The following is a 15,810-nucleotide window of genomic DNA, read 5'->3' on the forward strand; positions in this document are numbered from 1 at the left end:
GGGAGGCCCGGCGCCAAGGGCACGGCGGTCATCGTGGGCAGCGGGCTGATGGGGACCTCGCTCGGGCTCGCCCTGACGGCGAAGGGGTGGTGGGTCTCGCTCATCGACCGGGACCCCGTCGTGGCCCTGACGGCGGAACGGCGCGGCGCGGGGCACGCCCTGATCGCGCGGGAGCCGGACGAGCCCGCCGACGTCGTCGTCCTCGCGGTTCCTCCGCGCGAACTGGGGGCCAGCCTCGCGGACGCGCAGAAGCGGCGCCTCGGCCGGGCCTACACCGACGTGTGCAGCGTGAAGGAGGGGCCGACCGCCGACGCGGCGGAGCTGGGCTGCGACATGAGCACGTTCGTCGCCGGGCATCCGCTGGCGGGCCGGGAGAAGTCCGGGCCGCAGGCGGCGCGCGCCGACCTGTTCGCGGGGCTTCCCTGGGTGCTCTGCCCGGACACCGGCACCGCGCCCGAGGCGCTGACGGCGGTGCTCGCGCTGGTGCGCGCCAGCGGCGCCGAACCCGTCCGGCTGGGGCGGGCGGACCACGACCGGGCCACGGCGCTGGTCTCGCACGCCCCGCACGTGGTGTCCGCGGCGATGGCCGCGCGGCTGCGTCCGGCCGAGGACGAGGCGCTGCGGCTGGCCGGGCGCGGGGTGGCGGACGTGACCCGCAAGGCGGCGGCCGCCCCCGGGCTCTGGACGGAGATCCTGGTGGGCAACGCCCTGCCGGTCGCCGTCGTCCTGGAGGACGTCGCCGCGGACCTCACCCGCACGGCCGCGGCGCTTCGCGCGTCCGCGCGGGAGGGGACCCCGGGCGCCGAACGGGAGATCCACGATCTGCTGAGGCACGGCCAAGAGGGCCGGGCCCGGATGATGGCGGCCGGGGCGCTCGGCGACCTGGCGGGTGAGGAGCGCTGATGGTGGTGGTGATGGCCGTCCAGGCCAGCGAGGACGAGGTCCAGGCGGTCGCGACCCGGGTGCGGGCCGCGGGCGGCGCGGCGTTCGTCAGCCGGGGGGTGAACCGGACCGTGATCGGGCTCGTCGGCGACGTGGTGGTGTTCGAGGCGCTCAGCCTGCGGTCCATGGCGGGAGTCGCGGACGTGATCCGGATCTCGGCGCCGTACAAGTTGATCAGCCGTGAGAACCACCAGGAGCGGTCGGTCGTGCGGGTCGGCGGCGTCCCGATCGGTCCGGGGACCATGACCCTCATCGCCGGCCCCTGCGCCGTCGAGACCCCCGAACAGACCCTCGCCGCCGCCCAGATGGCCCAAGCCGCAGGCGCCACCCTCCTACGCGGAGGCGCGTTCAAACCCCGCACCTCCCCCTACGCCTTCCAAGGGCTCGGCGAGGCCGGACTGCGGATCCTGGCCGATGTCCGCGCCGAAACCCGCATGCCCGTCGTCACCGAAGTCGTCGACGCCGCCGACGTCGAACTCGTCGCCTCCTACGCCGACATGCTCCAGATCGGCACCCGCAACGCCCAGAACTTCGCCCTGCTCCAAGCCGCCGGCGAGGCGGGCAAGCCCGTCATGCTCAAACGCGGCATGAACGGCACCATCGAAGAGTGGCTGATGGCCGCCGAATACGTCGCACAACGCGGCAACCTCGACATCGTCCTGTGCGAACGCGGCATCCGCACCTTCGAGAAGGCCACCCGCAACACCCTCGACATCTCCGCCGTCCCCATCGCACAGCGACTCGGGCACCTGCCGGTGATCGTCGACCCCTCCCACTCCGGCGGCCACCGCGACCTCGTCCTCCCCCTCACCCGCGCCGCCATCGCCGTCGGAGCCGACGGCGTCATCATCGACGTCCACCCCCACCCCGAAACCGCCCTCTGCGACGGCCCGCAGGCGCTGACCAGCGCCGACATCGGCGAGCTCGCCGACATCGCCGGAGTCATGGCGCCGCTGGTCGGGCGGGCGCTCGTCCGCTCCCCCGCGTCCACCGGCGTGTGAGGTGGACAGGGGACGCGTCCCGGGTCGGCCCGGGACGCGTCCCCTGTCCACGTCGCGATGTCAGTCGGTCGCCATGCGTTTCAGTCGGTCGCCATGCGCGTCAGTCGGTTCCCATGCGGACGGTCGTCAGGTCGTGCGCCTGGCCGGTCGTCGCGCAGCCCGCGAGTCCCAGCGCGTCGCGGAACTCCTCGGCCATGGTGTCGAGGACGCGCCGGACGCCGTCCTCGCCGTCCACCGCCAGACCCCAGATCACCGGACGGCCGACCAGGGCGCCGGACGCGCCGAGGGCCAGGGCCTTCAGCATGTCGGTGCCGGTGCGCACGGCCCCGTCCAGCAGGACCTCGCAGCGGCCCGCGACGGCCTCCGCCACGCGGGGCAGGACCACCGCGCCCGGGACCGCGCCGTCGAGCTGGCGTCCGCCGTGGTTGGAGACGACGACGGCGGCGGCTCCGAGGTCGGCGGCGCGGCGCGCGTCCCGGGGGTCCAGGACGCCCTTGAGGACCACCGGCAGGCCGGTGGCCGCGCACAGCGTCTCCAGGGTGCGCCAGGTCAGGGCCGGTGAGAGCGCCAGGGCGCTGTGCAGGGCGACCGCCGACGCGCCGGGCACACGCTGGTGCGCCGCGCCCGTGTCCTCGAGGTGCGCCGCCCGCACGTGGTCCGGAAGCGTGAACCCGTTGCGCGCGTCCCGGTGGCGGCGTCCCATCCACGGGACGTCCGCGGTGAGGACCACGGCGCGGCAGCCCGCGTCCTCGGCACGTTTCACCAGGTCGAGCGACCTCTGCTCGTCGCGCAGCCAGTAGAGCTGGAACCAGACCTCGCCGCCGGCCGCGGTGACCTCCTCCACGGCCACGCTGCTGAGGGTGCCCAGGACGAACGGGACCCCGGCGGCCTTGGCGGCGCGCGCCGTCGCGAGTTCGCCGTCCGGGTGGAAGAGCCGGTGGTAGGCGAACGGCGCGACGGCCAGCGGGACGCGGGCCGGACGGCCGAGGAGCGTGGTCCCGGTCGAGCACCCCGACACGTCCCGCATCACCCTCGGCTGGAGGAAGACCTCGTCCAGGGCAGCCCGGTTGGCGCGCAGCGCGAGTTCCCGGCCGCTGCCGCCCGCGGCGAAGTCCCACACGTCGCGGGGCAGGACGCCGGCGGCGGCGCGTTCCAGCTCCGCCGCCGGGTCCGGCGTCCGCTCAGAGGAGGCCACTCTCGTCCGTCCGGTCGACTTCGAGGGCCTCGTACAGCGCCTTGATGTTCGCGGCGCGGAACGTGCGCGTCCCCTGCCGCTCGATGATCTCGTAGAAGACGGTGTGGCGCGGGTGCGCGGAGGTGGTGAAGATCTGGAAGAGCTGCCCCTCGTGGTCCTCGTCGGCCAGCAGGTTCGCCGCGCGGAGGTCGTCGATGGTGTGCGTCCTCGGCGTGACCCGCTCGCCCAGCAGGTCGTAGTACGCGCCGGGGGTGCTGAGGAAGGAGACGCCCCGGGACTCCAGGGCGTGCACGGCCCGCACCGCGTCGTCGGTGGCGAAGGCGAGGTGCTGGACGCCCGGCCCCTGGTGCCCCTTGAGGAAGTCGTCGATCTGGCCGGGCTGGGCGCCAGACTCCGGTTCCAGCAGGGTCAGCGTGACGCTGCCGGACCGGCTCTGGGAGACCTTGGAGTTCATCGCCTGCGTGCCGACGATGATCTTCTCCTCGAAGATGAAGTCGAAGCCGAGGATCCGCCGGTAGTAGTCGATCGTCGGGTCCAGCTGGCCGTTCTCCACGCAGACGGCGATGTGGTCGATCTTCGTCAGGCCCGCGCCGGAGGCGGTCCGCCGGGGCTCCAGGACGGGGACGAAGCCGACGGGCAGCCCGGTCGCGCTCGCGTCCGCGCGTCCGACCAGCGTGTGGACGACGTCGCCGAAGCCCCCGATCGTCGCGGTGACGGCGGGCGCGCCGCCCCCGTGCCGGGCCGGTTCGCGGACCGCGGCGGCGCCGGCGGCGACGGCCGCCTTGTAGACGCCCGCGACGTCGGCGGTGCGCAGCGCGATGTCGGCGACGGCGTCGCCGTGGGCCGCCACGTAGCCGTGGGCGGGGTGCCGGTCGGAGGTGGCCATGGTCAGGACCAGGCTGATGTCGCCCTGCCGCAGCGCGAGGCTGCGGTGCTCGGCGGATCCGCCGGTCCCGACCACGGTGAACCCGTAGCCGTCGACCCAGGAGAACGCTGCCGCGTCCAGGTCCTCGACGTACATCTCGACGTGGTCGAGTTCGACGTCGACGCCGGGATGGGTGGTGGTTTCTGCCTTCTCAGTCATGACACCGATCCGGTTCGGAGGGGAGGTCGGAAGGGACGGAAGGGCCCGGCGGCGACCGCCGGGCCCAGGGTCCGGTGTGGTGCGGGGACGGATGGCACGAGTGGGAGCGGGCGGGGACGGCCCGGGTGGCGGGACGGCCGTGGGGGTGTGCTCAGGCGCCGGACGGGACGTGCCAGAGCAGGCCGTCCTGGGAGGCGATCAGGCCGCCGGGGAGCATGGGCGCCTCCTGCTCGGCGTCGTCGCCGAGCAGCGCGCGCGTCTGCTCCTGGGCGCCCTGCTCCATGGCCTGGCGGACGACCGAGGACTTGAACAGCGGGACCATGCTCTTCTCGCCGCCCTCGACGAGGTCGTCCACCGCGCCGGCGAATTCCGAGGACCGGGACCGGAAGCGCTCGGCCGCGGCCTCGGCGTCGTTGAGGTCGAATTCCGACGCGGACAGCCCGCCGACGAGTTCGACGAACGACTCCAGTTCGGTGTGGGTGTTCTTGGTGACCTTCTTGGCCGACCAGAAGTACGACGACTCGTCCACGTGCATGTCGTAGAACGACATCAGGAATTCGTAGAAGACGCTGTACTCGCGGCGGTAGCGGGCCTCGAACTCGGTGAAGGCGGCCTTCTCGTCCACCAGTCCCTCGAGGACGCTGTTGATGGAGCGGGCGGCGAGCAGGGCGCTGTAGGTGGCGAGGTGCACTCCCGAGGAGAAGACCGGGTCCACGAAGCAGGCCGCGTCCCCCACGAGCACCATTCCCGGCTTCCAGAAAACGGTGTTGTGGTAGGAGTAGTCCTTCCGCACCCGCAGCTGGCCGTACTGGCCCTCGGTGACGCGGGTGGCGTCCGCGAGCATGTCCTTGACCATCGGGCACTCGTCGATCAGGTCGGCCAGCGCCTTCTCCCGGTCGCCCTGGATGCGGGCGGCGTCCTCGCGGCGCACCACCGCGCCGACGCTGGTGAGCGTGTCGCTCAGCGGGATGTACCAGAACCAGCCGCTCTTGAAGGCCGCCGACAGGATGTTGCCGGAGCTGGGCGGGGGCAGCCGCTTGCCGTTCTCGAAGTAGCCGAACAGCGCGAGGCTGCGGAAGAACTCGGAGTACTCGCGGGTGCCGCCGACCCGCTTGTACAGGTTGCCGGTGTTGCCGGAGGCGTCAACCACCCAGGTCGCGGAGACCTCGTGACGTTCGCCGTCCTCGTCGGTGTAGCGGACGCCGCGGATGCGGTCGTCCTCCTCCAGGACGTCGTTGACGTTGCAGCGCTCCCGGACCTCGACGCCCTTGTCCCGGGCGTTGTCGAGCAGGATCTTGTCGAACTTCGACCGCTCCACCTGGTAGGCGTGCGACGTGGCGCCCGCGGTCTTCTTCGAGACCGAGAACGCGAACGTCCACGGCTCGGGGTTGGCGCCCCAGCGCAGGGTGCCGCCCAACTTGTGGGTGAAGCCCTCCTGGGCGAGCCGTTCGGTCACCCCGAGAAGGCGGCAGACGCCGTGCACGGTGGACGGCAGCAGGGACTCGCCGATCTGGTAGCGCGGGAACGTCTCCTTCTCCAGGAGCAGGACGCTGTGCCCCCGCATCGCCACGAGCGCCGCGAGCGTCGACCCACCAGGCCCGCCCCCGACGACCACGACGTCGAACTCCTCGCGATTTCCTGCCATTCTGGCCACCTTCCCGTTCGGGTCGAAATACGGCGAGAGCAGCACGCCATGACAGGATCATGCGTCAGCGGCGGGGGCGTCCAACAGGTGGACGGCACGGCCCTTTTGGCCGCCCATCGCTGTTCGGTTTACGACACCCTCGGACCCAGGTCCAAATGCTCATTTCCGACACTTGGACGAGACCGGGCATGGGAGGGTGGAACGGTGCACGGACCGTCTTTGAGAAGGGGAACTCGAAGCGATCAGGCGGTGAATTCCTCGCTCGGCATGGTCAGCCTGAGCGGAAGGTCGGTCCGGCGGGTGATGCTGAGCTTGCGGTAGACGCGGGTGAGGTGCTGCTCCACCGTGCTCATGGTGACGTGCAGCCTGCGGGCGATCTGCCGGTTGGTGTAACCGTTGGCCGCGTACTCGGCGACCCTCCGCTCGGCGTCGCTCAGCTCGACCAGCGGGTCGTGCGCCGGCGCCTCCTCCCACGGGCCGTCGTGCGCGCCGTCGGCCCGGACGTGGTCGCCGGTGACCGAGTCGGCGAGCGTCCTGCGGACGCCGTCGGCGCCGCACTCGGCGAACAGCAGGTCCGCGCGCCGCCACAGCGCCCGGGCCGTCCCCTCGTGGCCCATGGCCCGGTAGGCGTCGCTCAGCGCGGAGAGCGCCCTGGCCCGTTCCAGCCGGTCCCCGGCCTGTTCCAGGAGGTGGATCGCCTCGGTCAGGAGCCTCGGCCGCTCCTCCGTCGCGGACGCCAGGGCCAGCACGTGGAGGGTGATGCCGCGCGTGCGCGCGCCGCCGTGCGCCAGCCGGGCCATCTGCTCCTCGGCGGCCCGGCGGGCGGCCCCGATCTCGCCGAGGCGCAGGTGGGCCTCGGCGGCGTCGGTCCGCCACGGCACGAGGCTCGGCAGGTCCATCTCCCAGAGCGTCATCAGTTCCCCGCAGGCGTGGAACTCCGCCAGCGCGGCCCGCGGGGCCCCCACGGCGAGGTGGTAGCGTCCCCGCGCCCGCAGGTAGGGCAGGACGGCGGGGGTGTCCCACATGGCGGGCGGGACCGGCACGCTCAGCACCCGCTGCGCCTCGGCGAGGTCGCCGAGCCGGGTCAGCGCCGCGAGCAGCGCGGCGAGCGGGATCCCGGCCGCCACCCCCCACGCCGCGGGCGGCGCGGTGTCGAGGGCCTCCCGGGCCCGCTGCTCCGCCTCGACCAGTTCGCCGCGGCGCAGGTGGATCTTCGCGCGCAGCGCCGCCGTCAGCGCGGCCCCGAGCGGTGAGCGCGCCCGCGCGGCCTTGTCCCGGTCGTCGCACCAGCCCTCGACGCGCTCGAGCTCGTCGATGTGCAGGAGCGCCACGAGCACCGCGTGGACGGCGAGCGGCACCGGCGGCGGCGAGCCGGGCTCCTGCAGGACGGCCTCCGCCTCGGCGAGCAGGCGGGCGCGCCGTCCCGGGTCCGCCGGACGGCCGGGCGCGTCCCCGGCGAGCAGGCGGCGCGCCACCGAGAGGGCCCGCAGGTCACCGCCTCCCGGCGGGTCGGCCCGGCCCGTGGTGGGGAACGGGCTCCGGCCGACCAGGCCCGGGTAGGCGTCGGGCAGCCACCAGTACCGTCCGGCGATCGGGCCGTCCAGCCCGGGCGGCCGGGCGAACGGCGTCGCCTCGGCCGGGACCGGCTCGGCGACGAGGTTCAGCGCCTCCCCGGACCGTCCGAGCCAGAGCAGCAGGCCGACGACGAAGGCGGTGCCCTCCTCGTCCGGCACCGGCCGGTCGTGCAGGGCGCGGATGAGCGCGGGCAGGTGCCGCGCCGCGATGGACGGGTCCAGGCGGCACTCGGCGCCCGCCAGCGCGAAGCGGGCGGCGTGCCGCGCCTCGTCGCCCGAGGCCTCCCGCAGCGCCAGCCGCAGCTGGTCGACGGCCAGGGCGAACCGGCCCTCGGCCTGGGCCTGCTCGGCGGCGTCGCGCAGCACCTGGACGCCCCACGGGCCGTCCAGCCGGTCGGCGGCCATCAGCCGGTCCGCCACGACCGGCGCGGGCGCGCCCCGGCCGTAGAGCACGTCCGCGGCCCGGCCCAGCAGCTCTCTCCGCTCGGCGGCGGGCAGGCTCCGCAGCACGGCCGTCTCGACGGCCTCGTGGCACAACCCGGACGCGCCGAGCAGGCCGATCGCGGCGAGCCGCTCCCGGTGCTCCCCGGTGGACTCGGCGTCGAGCCTCAGCAGCTCCCCGACCAGGGCGGCGGGCGACAGGGCGGCCGAGCGGACGTCGGCGTCGCACGGGCCGTCGGCGCGGGGGGCGTCGCCGACCCGGTCGCCCAGGGCCGCGAGACCGGCGGCGAACCGGGCGAGGCCGGAGTGGTGGACGCAGTACAGGACGGCCTGCCGGAAGGCGCTGGCGAAGACGGGCGACTCGGAGTCGTCGGCCCTGCCCGGCTGGTCCTCGACCAGCGCGCGCACCAGCAGCGGGTTGCCTCCGGTCGCCCGGTGCGCCTCGTCCGCCAGCCGCCGCGCGGCGGCCGGGCCGAGCCGCTCCTCGATCACGGCCTCGGTCCCCTGCCGGGACAGCGGTTCCAGGCGCATCCGGTGGGCTCCCGGGAGGCGCGGCAGGTCGGCGTGGAACGAGGACGCGTCGTCCCCGGTGCGCGGGCACCCGGTGGCCACCAGCAGGATGCGCGCCGAGCGGACGCGCCGGGCCACGTACAGCAGCACCTGCCGGGACAGCTCGTCGAAGTGCTGGACGTCGTCGACCCCGACCACCACGGGCGTCCGGTCGGCCAGCCCCAGCAGGATGTCGCTCAGCCCGCCGAGGACGAGCGGCGGCAGCGCCACCGGCGCGCCGGACGGCGTCCCGGGGTCGTGCGCCATCGCGGTGAGCGCGCCGTCGCGCAGCAGCCGTGCCGCGCGGGCCCGCTCGTCCCCCGACAGCACCCGTTCCTCGAAGATCTGGCCGACCGTGGCGAGCGGCATGTTACGTTCCAGGCTCGACGCCGAGGCGCCGGCGAACACCGCCCCCGAGGCCGTGGCGCGCTCGGCGAGGGCGTGCAGCAGGGCGGTCTTGCCGACGCCGGCCGCCCCCTCGACCAGCACGACGGACCCGGTTCCCCCCCGGGCCGCGTCGAGCATGTCCTCCAGCGCGCGAAGTCGCTCCGAACGTTCGACCATCCCCATGCGCGGTTCCGCTCCTCGTGCCGTCACCCCTGCCCCGGCGGACCCTCCGGCACGGACTCGCGGCCGCGGCCGGGCTCCGCGCGCCCCTCCGGCCACGACTCTCGCATCCGGAACCGGACAGAGCAATCGACAGTGCGTCAGAATGCCGAAGCCGGTGGTAACACGACAAAGTTGACCTGCGCGTTCTCCGGCCGATCCCGATCGCTGACCGCATCCAGCCAGAACCGCGCCGGACGCCTCGCGCGAGCCTCTTCCCGCCCTTCGGACGCGCCCCGAAAGCGTCCGCGAATACCGGCGGATTTCCGCCGCGTCGCGTTCGCCGTCACACGTATTACCGGCCCTCCCGGGCGCCCGCCTTCGACGCCGTGACGGCCCCGTTTAACTGAATCTAACGATCCGCGTGCTCTACTTCGAGACGTCGGCCAGCAGGCCCGCGCTCCCAAGTAAGCGGAGGTCACACGCATGCCGGAGGCACCCGCCGCGCTTCGCGACCCACGTTCGCGGGGCAGGTCGCCTGGAGCGCGGAAGCCGGCCGGGACCAAGGCGCGGGAAGAGCGGGAGCCACGATCGCCGAGCGGAATTCCGGGTGCGCGGAGGCACGCGTGCATGACCATGGTCGAGCGAGAATTCGAACTGACGGCACTGCGCGACGACTTCGCGAGGGCCCTTGACGGACAGGGCCGGGTCGTGATCATCGACGGGGCCGCCGCGACGGGAAAGACGACCCTTCTCCGCGCCTTCGGCGAGCACGCCGCCGCCACGGGCGCGCTCGTTCTGGAAGCCGCCGGGACGGCGGCCGGGCAGAACGTCACGCTCGCGGTGCTGCGGCAGCTCGTCCGGGGCGTCGGCGCTCCCCCGGGCATGTCCGAGGAGGCGCTCTGGCTCCTGGAGGACGGCCTGCTCGGCACCGCCTTCGTCCCCGGCTCCGCGGGCGGGACGGGGACGGCGGAGGCGCCGGACGCGCCGTTCGGCACCGCCATGGCGCGCGAGCTGGCCGCCGTCCTCCTCGGCCACGCCGAGACCCGGCCCCTGGTCCTGCTGGTGGACGACGCCCACGCCGCCGACGGCGCCTCGCTCCACTGGCTGGCGCATCTGGCCCACCGGCTGCGGACCTCGAGGATCACGCTGGTCCTCGCCGCGACCACGGCGGCCGGGTCCGGTCTGCCGCACCTCCAGGCCGAACTGCTCCGCCGCCCGTACTGCCGGCGCCTCCGGCTCCGCCCGCTGTCCCGGCGCGGTCAGGAGCGGCTGCTCGCCGAGCGGGTCGGCGCGGAGGCGGCGGCGCGGCTGGCCGCCCGCTGTGACGAGCTCAGCGGCGGCAACCCCCTCCTCGTCGACGCGCTGCTGAAGGACGGCGACGCCACGCTGCGGAACACCGGCGATCTCACGGCGGACGCGGCGTACACCCGGGCGGTCGTGTACGTCCTGCGCCGCGCGGGCGTCGCGGCGTCACGGGTAGCGAAGGCCATGGCGGTGCTGACCTGTCCCGGGACGCCCGCCCTGGTGGCCAGGGTCCTGGGGGAGGATCCGGCGGACCTGGCCGACGCCTTCGACCACCTGCGCGGGGCGGGCCTGTGCACCGAGGACGGCTTCCGGACCCCGGCGATCCGCGCGGCCGTCCTCGACGCGGCGCCGTCGGACGACCTGACCGCGCTGCACCGGAGCGCCGCGTCGGTGCTGCACGAGGACGGCGCGACGGCGTCGGAGGTGGCCGGGCACCTGGTCGCGGTCAACGAGCCGCCGCGGCCGTGGGCGGCGGAGATCCTGCTGACGGCCGCCGAGCAGGCCGTGGCCGCCGGTGACCCCCGCTTCGCCGTCGCCTGCCTCCGGCTGGCCCGCTGGGGCGTGGTCACCCCCCGCGAGGGCGTCCGGATCGCCGAGTTGCTCGCCGCCGTCGAGTGGCGCACCGATCCGGCCGTCGCCGCGCGCCTGCTGCCCGAGCTCGGCGCGGGCTTCCAGTCCGGGCTGCTCGCCGAGCCCGGCGTCCTCACGCTGGCCCGCCACCTGGCCTGGGCGGGACGCCGGGACGACGCCGCCCGCGCCCTCGCCCGGAGCCGTCCCGCCCGCTTCGCCCCCGGGCGGCTCGTCCGGGAGGCGGCGGCCACGCGGTTGCTGCTGGCGACCGCCTTCCCGGGAGTCGCGAACCGCCTCCCGGCGACTCCCCCGAACGGCCTCGTCGACGGGCGTCCGGCACCGCGCTCGAACGGGCGTCCGGGGCAGCTGGGGGACGGGCGCTTGGACGGACGCGCGGACGGACGGCCCGACGGGCGTCCGGACGGGTGGCCGGTCGCCGGGGATCTCGAGGTCGCGGGGGCTGCGGCGAGCGGGCCGTTGCGCGCGGCGGCGGCCCTGGCCGCCGTCCTGTCCGACGGCACGGCCACCGGAGCCGCCTTCGACCCGGTCGCCGTCGCACAGGAGGTGCTGGCCGGGGCCCAGCCGCCCACGTGGTCGTTCGAATACGTCGTGGCGGCGGCCTCCGCGCTGGTCTACGCGGAGCGGCCGGCCCTGGCGGCCGACTGGTGCGACGCGCTGCTCGAACGGGAGCCCGGCTGGCGCGCACCCGCCGAGCGCGCCGCCCTCACGGTGATCCAGGCCGTGACCGCGATGCGCGGCGGCGACCTGCGGGCCGCCGACCAGCACGCCCGGGCGGCGCTGGCGTGGACGTCCCCCCTCGGCTGGGGGGTGGCCATCGGCGTGCCGATCTCGGTCACCGTGCTCGCCACCACGGCGGCGGGCCGCCTGGAGGAGGCCGCGACCCACCTGGGCGTCGCGGTCCCCGAGGCGATGTTCGAGACCCTCGCCGGGCTGCACTACCTGCACGCCCGGGGCCGGTACCACCTCGCCTCGGGCCGTCCCCGGACCGCCCTCGCCGACTTCCTGGCCTGCGGGGACCGCATGACGCGCTGGGGCTGCGACGTGCCGGGACTGGTCCCGTGGCGGGTCGAGGCGGCGTGGGCGCGGCTGGCGCTCGGCGACCGGGACGAGGCCGCCGCGCTCGCGCGGCGGCAGCTCGCCCTGGCCGGTCCCGGGCCGTCGCGGGCCAGGGGGGCGGGGCTGCGGGTCCTGGCGTCCGCCGCGGATCCCGTCGACCGTCCCGGCCTGCTGGCCGAGGCCGTCCGGGTGCTGGAGCAGGGCGACGACCGGTGTGAGCTGGCGCTGGCGCTGGGTGAGCTCGGCCAGGCGCTGGACGCCGTCGGCCGCCACCAGCCCGCACGAGTCGCCGCGCAGGCGGCCGAGCGGGTCAGGAGGCAGTGCGGGCTTCCGACCCCGCCGGCCGGGACGGGCGCGTCCCCGGGCACCGGTGACCGCACGCCGCAGGACGCCTGGACGAGCGGGTCCGCCGCCGACGGCGGTGGCGAGGAGCGGGCGCTCACGGAGGCGGAACGGAAGGTGGCCGAGCTGGCCGTCGAGGGCCGGACGAACCGTGAGATCGGCGAGGCCCTCCGCGTCACGGTCAGCACGGTCGAGCAGCATCTGACCCGGGTGTACCGGAAGCTGGCCGTCAGCCGCCGGTCGGAACTGCGGACGCGGCTACGGCCCGCTTCGCCGGAGGATAACTGACCCCCTTCTTCTCGGCACGGAATCGACATTGGACGATTTCCCGGCGGCGGGCCGGTGCGTAGGGTTGCCCAGAACGGGTTGAGGAATTCCCGTCCCCGCAGCTTCTCTCGTCATGACCGCCATGGGCTTTCTTTGCTGTGCCGGAGGACCGATGCCGCTAGCTGCCGATCTCGCCGCTCCGCCTGTGCCACCGATTCCGTCCTCTCAACTTCTCGTCTTTCTCCTTCAGGTCGGATCCCTGCTCCTGATGGCCTTTCTGCTCGGCCGGCTGGGCATGCGTTTCGGAATGCCCGCCATCGTGGGAGAGCTGTGCGCCGGAGTGCTGCTCGGCCCGTCGGTGCTGGCGCGGTTCGCGCCGGACGTGAGCGGGTGGCTGCTGCCCCGGGATCCGGCGCGGTTCCACATCCTCGACGCGTCCGCCCAGCTCGGCGTGCTGCTGCTGGTGGCGCTCACCGGCATGCACATGGACCTGTCGCTCATGCGCAGGCGCGGCACGACCGCGCTGCGGATCAGCATGGGCGGCCTGCTGATCCCGCTTGGCCTCGGCGTCGGCGTCGGTTTCCTGCTGCCGGGGTCGCTGGTCCCCGGCACCGCCGAGCGCCCGACGTTCGCGCTGTTCATCGGGATCGCGATGGCGGTCAGCGCGATCCCCGTCATCGCCAAGACGCTGATGGACCTGCGGCTCGTCCACCGCAACGTCGGGCAGCTCACGCTGAGCGCGGTGATGGTGGACGACATCGTCGGCTGGCTGCTGCTGTCGGTGGTCTCGGCGATGGCGACCACCGGGATCCGGGCCTCGGAGCTCACGATCTCGCTGCTGTGGCCGCCGATCGTGATCGTCGCGGCCGTGGCCCTGCGCGGGCCGGTCGCCTGGACGCTGCGCGCCGCCGGACGCGCCGAGGGCGACGGCCCGACGGTGACCGTGGTCGTGCTGCTGGTGCTGGCGGCGTCGGCCGCCACCCAGGCGGTGAAGCTGGAGGCGGTGTTCGGGGCCTTCGTGGCCGGGCTGGTCATCACCGGGACAGGGGCGCTCGACCGGGACAAGATCCGGCCGCTCCAGACGATCGTGCTGGCCGTCCTCGCCCCGCTGTTCTTCGCGACCGCCGGGCTGCGCATGGACCTCGGCGCGCTCGCCCGGCCGGTCGTGCTGCTGACCGGCCTCGGCGTCCTCGCCGTCGCGGTGGCGGGCAAGTTCGCCGGGGCCTACCTGGGCGCCCGGCTCAGCGGCCTGGACCGCTGGGAGGGGCTCGCGCTCGGCGCGGGCATGAACGCGCGGGGCGTCATCGAGGTCATCATCGCCATGGTGGGGCTCCGGCTCGGCGTCCTGAGCCCGGAGATGTACACCATCGTCATCCTGGTGGCGATCGTCACCTCGCTGATGGCGCCGCCGGTCCTGCGCGCGACCATGGCGCGGGTCGAGCACACCGCCGAGGAGCAGCTGCGCGCCCGGGAACTCGGAGGCGCGGACGCCGCACCGGACGGCGTCGCGACAGACGGGGTGGGGGCGAACGGTGTCGCGACCGAGGACGCCGGTGGCATCGGCACCGCCCGTTCACCCGCGGTGGACTGACCTGACCGGACGCTGAGGCCGCCCCCGCCCGAAGCGCCCCCCTGCGTTCCGTTCGTCTCCCCCCTCCCGTGCCCGCCCGGTTCGCACCGGGCGGGCACTCGGCGTCGGGAGCGCGGTCAGCTGATCTCCGCCATCTGGCGTTCGACCCGGACGGCCAGGTCGGACCACCGGTCCGAGCAGGCGCGGGCGAGCTCGGCGACGATCGGGCCGCAGTGCGGCGGCACGCTGTTCACGATCCGGTTCCACTGTTCGGCGCGGAGCATGTGCAGGCCGAGCAGCCGCAGCAGGTCCCGGCCCGCCTCGCTGAACCGCAGCGCCGGGTCCGACCTGAGCCGGTCGACGATCAGGAGCGGGTCCGGCGCGGCGGGACGCGCGAGGGGCACCGGGCGCGCCGGGACGTCGTTCTGGTTCGGGCCGGGACCGCCCTGCCTGCGGGGGGCGGGCACCGGGTCCTCCCCGCGCGCCAGCCGGTTGCGGACGTCCCGCACGGTCTCCGGGGAGATCCCGGCGACGCGGGCGACCTGGCGGAGCGACAGCGCCGGGTTCTCGGTGAGCATCTCCCCCGCGCGGCGGCGGCCGGCGGCGCTGCTGATCGGGCGGACCCGGCCGTCCTGCCCGACGCGGACGTCCTCGGCGCCGCTCTCCCCCGCGATCCGGCGGCGCAGCTCGGCGAGCGTTCCGGGGGCGAGCCCGGTCACGGTGGCGATCATGCGGTCCGACCAGTGCGGGTGCGTGCCGATGATGCGGGCGGCGGCGCGCTTGCGGTCGGCCAGGGTCAGCGGCAGCCCGTGCGCGATGTTCGACCTGACCGCCACCACGAAGGCGTCGGCCTCGTCGCCGTCGAAGTAGCGCACCTCGATGGTGTCCTCGCCGCGCAGGCGCGCGGCCTTGAGCCGGTGCAGTCCGTCCAGGACGCGCATGGTCCGGCGGTGCACGATGATCGGCGGCAGTCCCGTCCCCGCCGCGGCGAGCGTCTCGACGTGCTCCTCGTCCTCGCCCGCGTCCCGTGGCGACCCCGCGGCGAGCAGCGCGCTGACCGGGACGCGGATCACCTGGTCCGCGACCCGTCCCTGTCCAAGGTCTGGCATCAAGTCCGTTCCTCCCCCTGAGGGACATAAAGAATGGCGTTCGACCCGAAAATGACGCTAACAGGACCCCTATTCAGGCCACACCCCTACGTTTCCCCTACCCCATCCCCTACGCCGCGCCAGATCGATTGAATCCATGTCCACCTGCGGAAACGTGGACTTCGTTCAGGAAACTTTCCGATCAACTCCGCGATTATCGCGGGACCCCAGAAGAATCGAACGCCACCCCACCCCACCGCTGACGCGCGGAGGCCGCGACGCGTCAACGTCGCGGCCTCCGGATGTTCGCCGGTATGTCGTGTACTCAGGCGGTCGTTTCGTACTTCCGCATCTCCTCGACCAGGCTGAGCGGACGCATGTCGGTCCAGTTCTGCTCGATGAAGTCGAGGCAATCCTGCCGGCCGGCCTCGCCGTGGACGATCCGCCACCCCTCCGGGACCTCGGCGAACACCGGCCACAGCGAATACTGGCCCTCATCGTTGATGAGCGCGTAGTAGCGTCCGTCTTCGTTTTCGAACGGGTTTGTCATGTCAATCCTTCCGGTCGCTGTCCGGTAATGCGGATGGGCGGCGAAAACGTCGGTGAGGGCG

10 protein-coding genes are annotated in these 15,810 nt (G+C 74.3%); 4 read left to right on the plus strand and 6 right to left on the minus strand.

The window, feature by feature from the left end:
* Positions 1-33 precede the first annotated feature (33 nt).
* Both P696_RS45560 and aroF read left to right on the plus strand, forming a co-directional pair.
* On the plus strand, positions 34-903 hold the full coding sequence (locus P696_RS45560) for a prephenate dehydrogenase (RefSeq protein ID WP_281174941.1): 870 nt from the start codon (positions 34-36) through the stop codon (positions 901-903).
* Positions 903-1,943, plus strand: a complete 1,041-nt coding sequence (gene aroF, locus P696_RS0114830; protein ID WP_026412959.1) for a 3-deoxy-7-phosphoheptulonate synthase — start codon at positions 903-905, stop codon at positions 1,941-1,943. The genes P696_RS45560 and aroF overlap by 1 nt, the downstream gene beginning before the upstream one ends.
* 100 nt (positions 1,944-2,043) lie before the next feature.
* Here the strand turns inward: aroF and P696_RS0114835 are convergent, their stop codons facing one another.
* The 4 genes from P696_RS0114835 to P696_RS0114850 all read right to left on the minus strand — a co-directional run bounded on the left by P696_RS0114835 (position 2,044) and on the right by P696_RS0114850 (position 9,001).
* A complete protein-coding gene (locus tag P696_RS0114835; RefSeq protein WP_026412960.1) occupies positions 2,044-3,138 on the minus strand; it encodes an alpha-hydroxy acid oxidase in 1,095 nt (364 codons plus the stop codon).
* Positions 3,125-4,222, minus strand: a complete 1,098-nt coding sequence (hppD, locus tag P696_RS0114840) for a 4-hydroxyphenylpyruvate dioxygenase (protein ID WP_026412961.1) — start codon at positions 4,220-4,222, stop codon at positions 3,125-3,127. Before hppD ends, P696_RS0114835 begins: the two co-directional genes overlap by 14 nt.
* A 151-nt stretch (positions 4,223-4,373) precedes the next feature.
* Positions 4,374-5,867: a tryptophan 7-halogenase gene (locus tag P696_RS0114845; protein ID WP_026412962.1), complete on the minus strand. Its 1,494-nt coding sequence runs from the start codon at positions 5,865-5,867 to the stop codon at positions 4,374-4,376.
* Positions 5,868-6,109: 242 nt separating this feature from the next.
* Positions 6,110-9,001 (minus strand): ATP-binding protein, encoded by a 2,892-nt coding sequence (locus tag P696_RS0114850; protein WP_026412963.1) that lies wholly within the window; start codon positions 8,999-9,001, stop codon positions 6,110-6,112.
* A 606-nt stretch (positions 9,002-9,607) separates the two neighbouring features.
* Between P696_RS0114850 and P696_RS0114855 the strand changes: the two genes are divergently transcribed.
* Positions 9,608-12,562, plus strand: a complete 2,955-nt coding sequence (locus P696_RS0114855) for a helix-turn-helix transcriptional regulator (protein ID WP_026412964.1) — start codon at positions 9,608-9,610, stop codon at positions 12,560-12,562.
* Positions 12,563-12,809: 247 nt separating this feature from the next.
* Positions 12,810-14,132 carry a cation:proton antiporter gene (locus P696_RS45565; protein ID WP_245627667.1) on the plus strand — a complete coding sequence of 441 codons (1,323 nt, stop codon included), beginning with the start codon at positions 12,810-12,812 and terminating at the stop codon, positions 14,130-14,132.
* Between the two features lie 116 nt (positions 14,133-14,248).
* Here P696_RS45565 and P696_RS45570 read toward each other — a convergent pair whose 3' ends face one another.
* Complete coding sequence (locus P696_RS45570; protein WP_034484979.1) at positions 14,249-15,220, minus strand: ParB/RepB/Spo0J family partition protein; 972 nt, start codon at positions 15,218-15,220, stop codon at positions 14,249-14,251.
* Between the two features lie 304 nt (positions 15,221-15,524).
* Positions 15,525-15,749, minus strand: a complete 225-nt coding sequence (locus P696_RS0114870; RefSeq protein WP_026412965.1) for an MbtH family protein — start codon at positions 15,747-15,749, stop codon at positions 15,525-15,527.
* Positions 15,750-15,810 lie beyond the last annotated feature (61 nt).

The sequence above is a fragment of the Actinomadura oligospora ATCC 43269 genome, from assembly GCF_000518265.1.
Classification (GTDB): domain Bacteria; phylum Actinomycetota; class Actinomycetes; order Streptosporangiales; family Streptosporangiaceae; genus Spirillospora; species Spirillospora oligospora.

What these genes read in the sequence shown, in the direction of transcription:
- hppD (WP_026412961.1), bottom strand. Translation starts at nt 4,222, where the DNA reads ATGACTGAGAAGGCAGAAACCACCACCCATCCCGGCGTCGACGTCGAA.
- aroF (WP_026412959.1), top strand. Translation starts at nt 903, where the DNA reads ATGGTGGTGGTGATGGCCGTCCAGGCCAGCGAGGACGAGGTCCAGGCG.
- P696_RS0114855 (WP_026412964.1), top strand. Translation starts at nt 9,608, where the DNA reads ATGACCATGGTCGAGCGAGAATTCGAACTGACGGCACTGCGCGACGAC.
- P696_RS45565 (WP_245627667.1), top strand. Translation starts at nt 12,810, where the DNA reads ATGGCCTTTCTGCTCGGCCGGCTGGGCATGCGTTTCGGAATGCCCGCC.
- P696_RS0114870 (WP_026412965.1), bottom strand. Translation starts at nt 15,749, where the DNA reads ATGACAAACCCGTTCGAAAACGAAGACGGACGCTACTACGCGCTCATC.
- P696_RS0114845 (WP_026412962.1), bottom strand. Translation starts at nt 5,867, where the DNA reads ATGGCAGGAAATCGCGAGGAGTTCGACGTCGTGGTCGTCGGGGGCGGG.
- P696_RS45570 (WP_034484979.1), bottom strand. Translation starts at nt 15,220, where the DNA reads ATGCCAGACCTTGGACAGGGACGGGTCGCGGACCAGGTGATCCGCGTC.
- P696_RS0114850 (WP_026412963.1), bottom strand. Translation starts at nt 9,001, where the DNA reads ATGGGGATGGTCGAACGTTCGGAGCGACTTCGCGCGCTGGAGGACATG.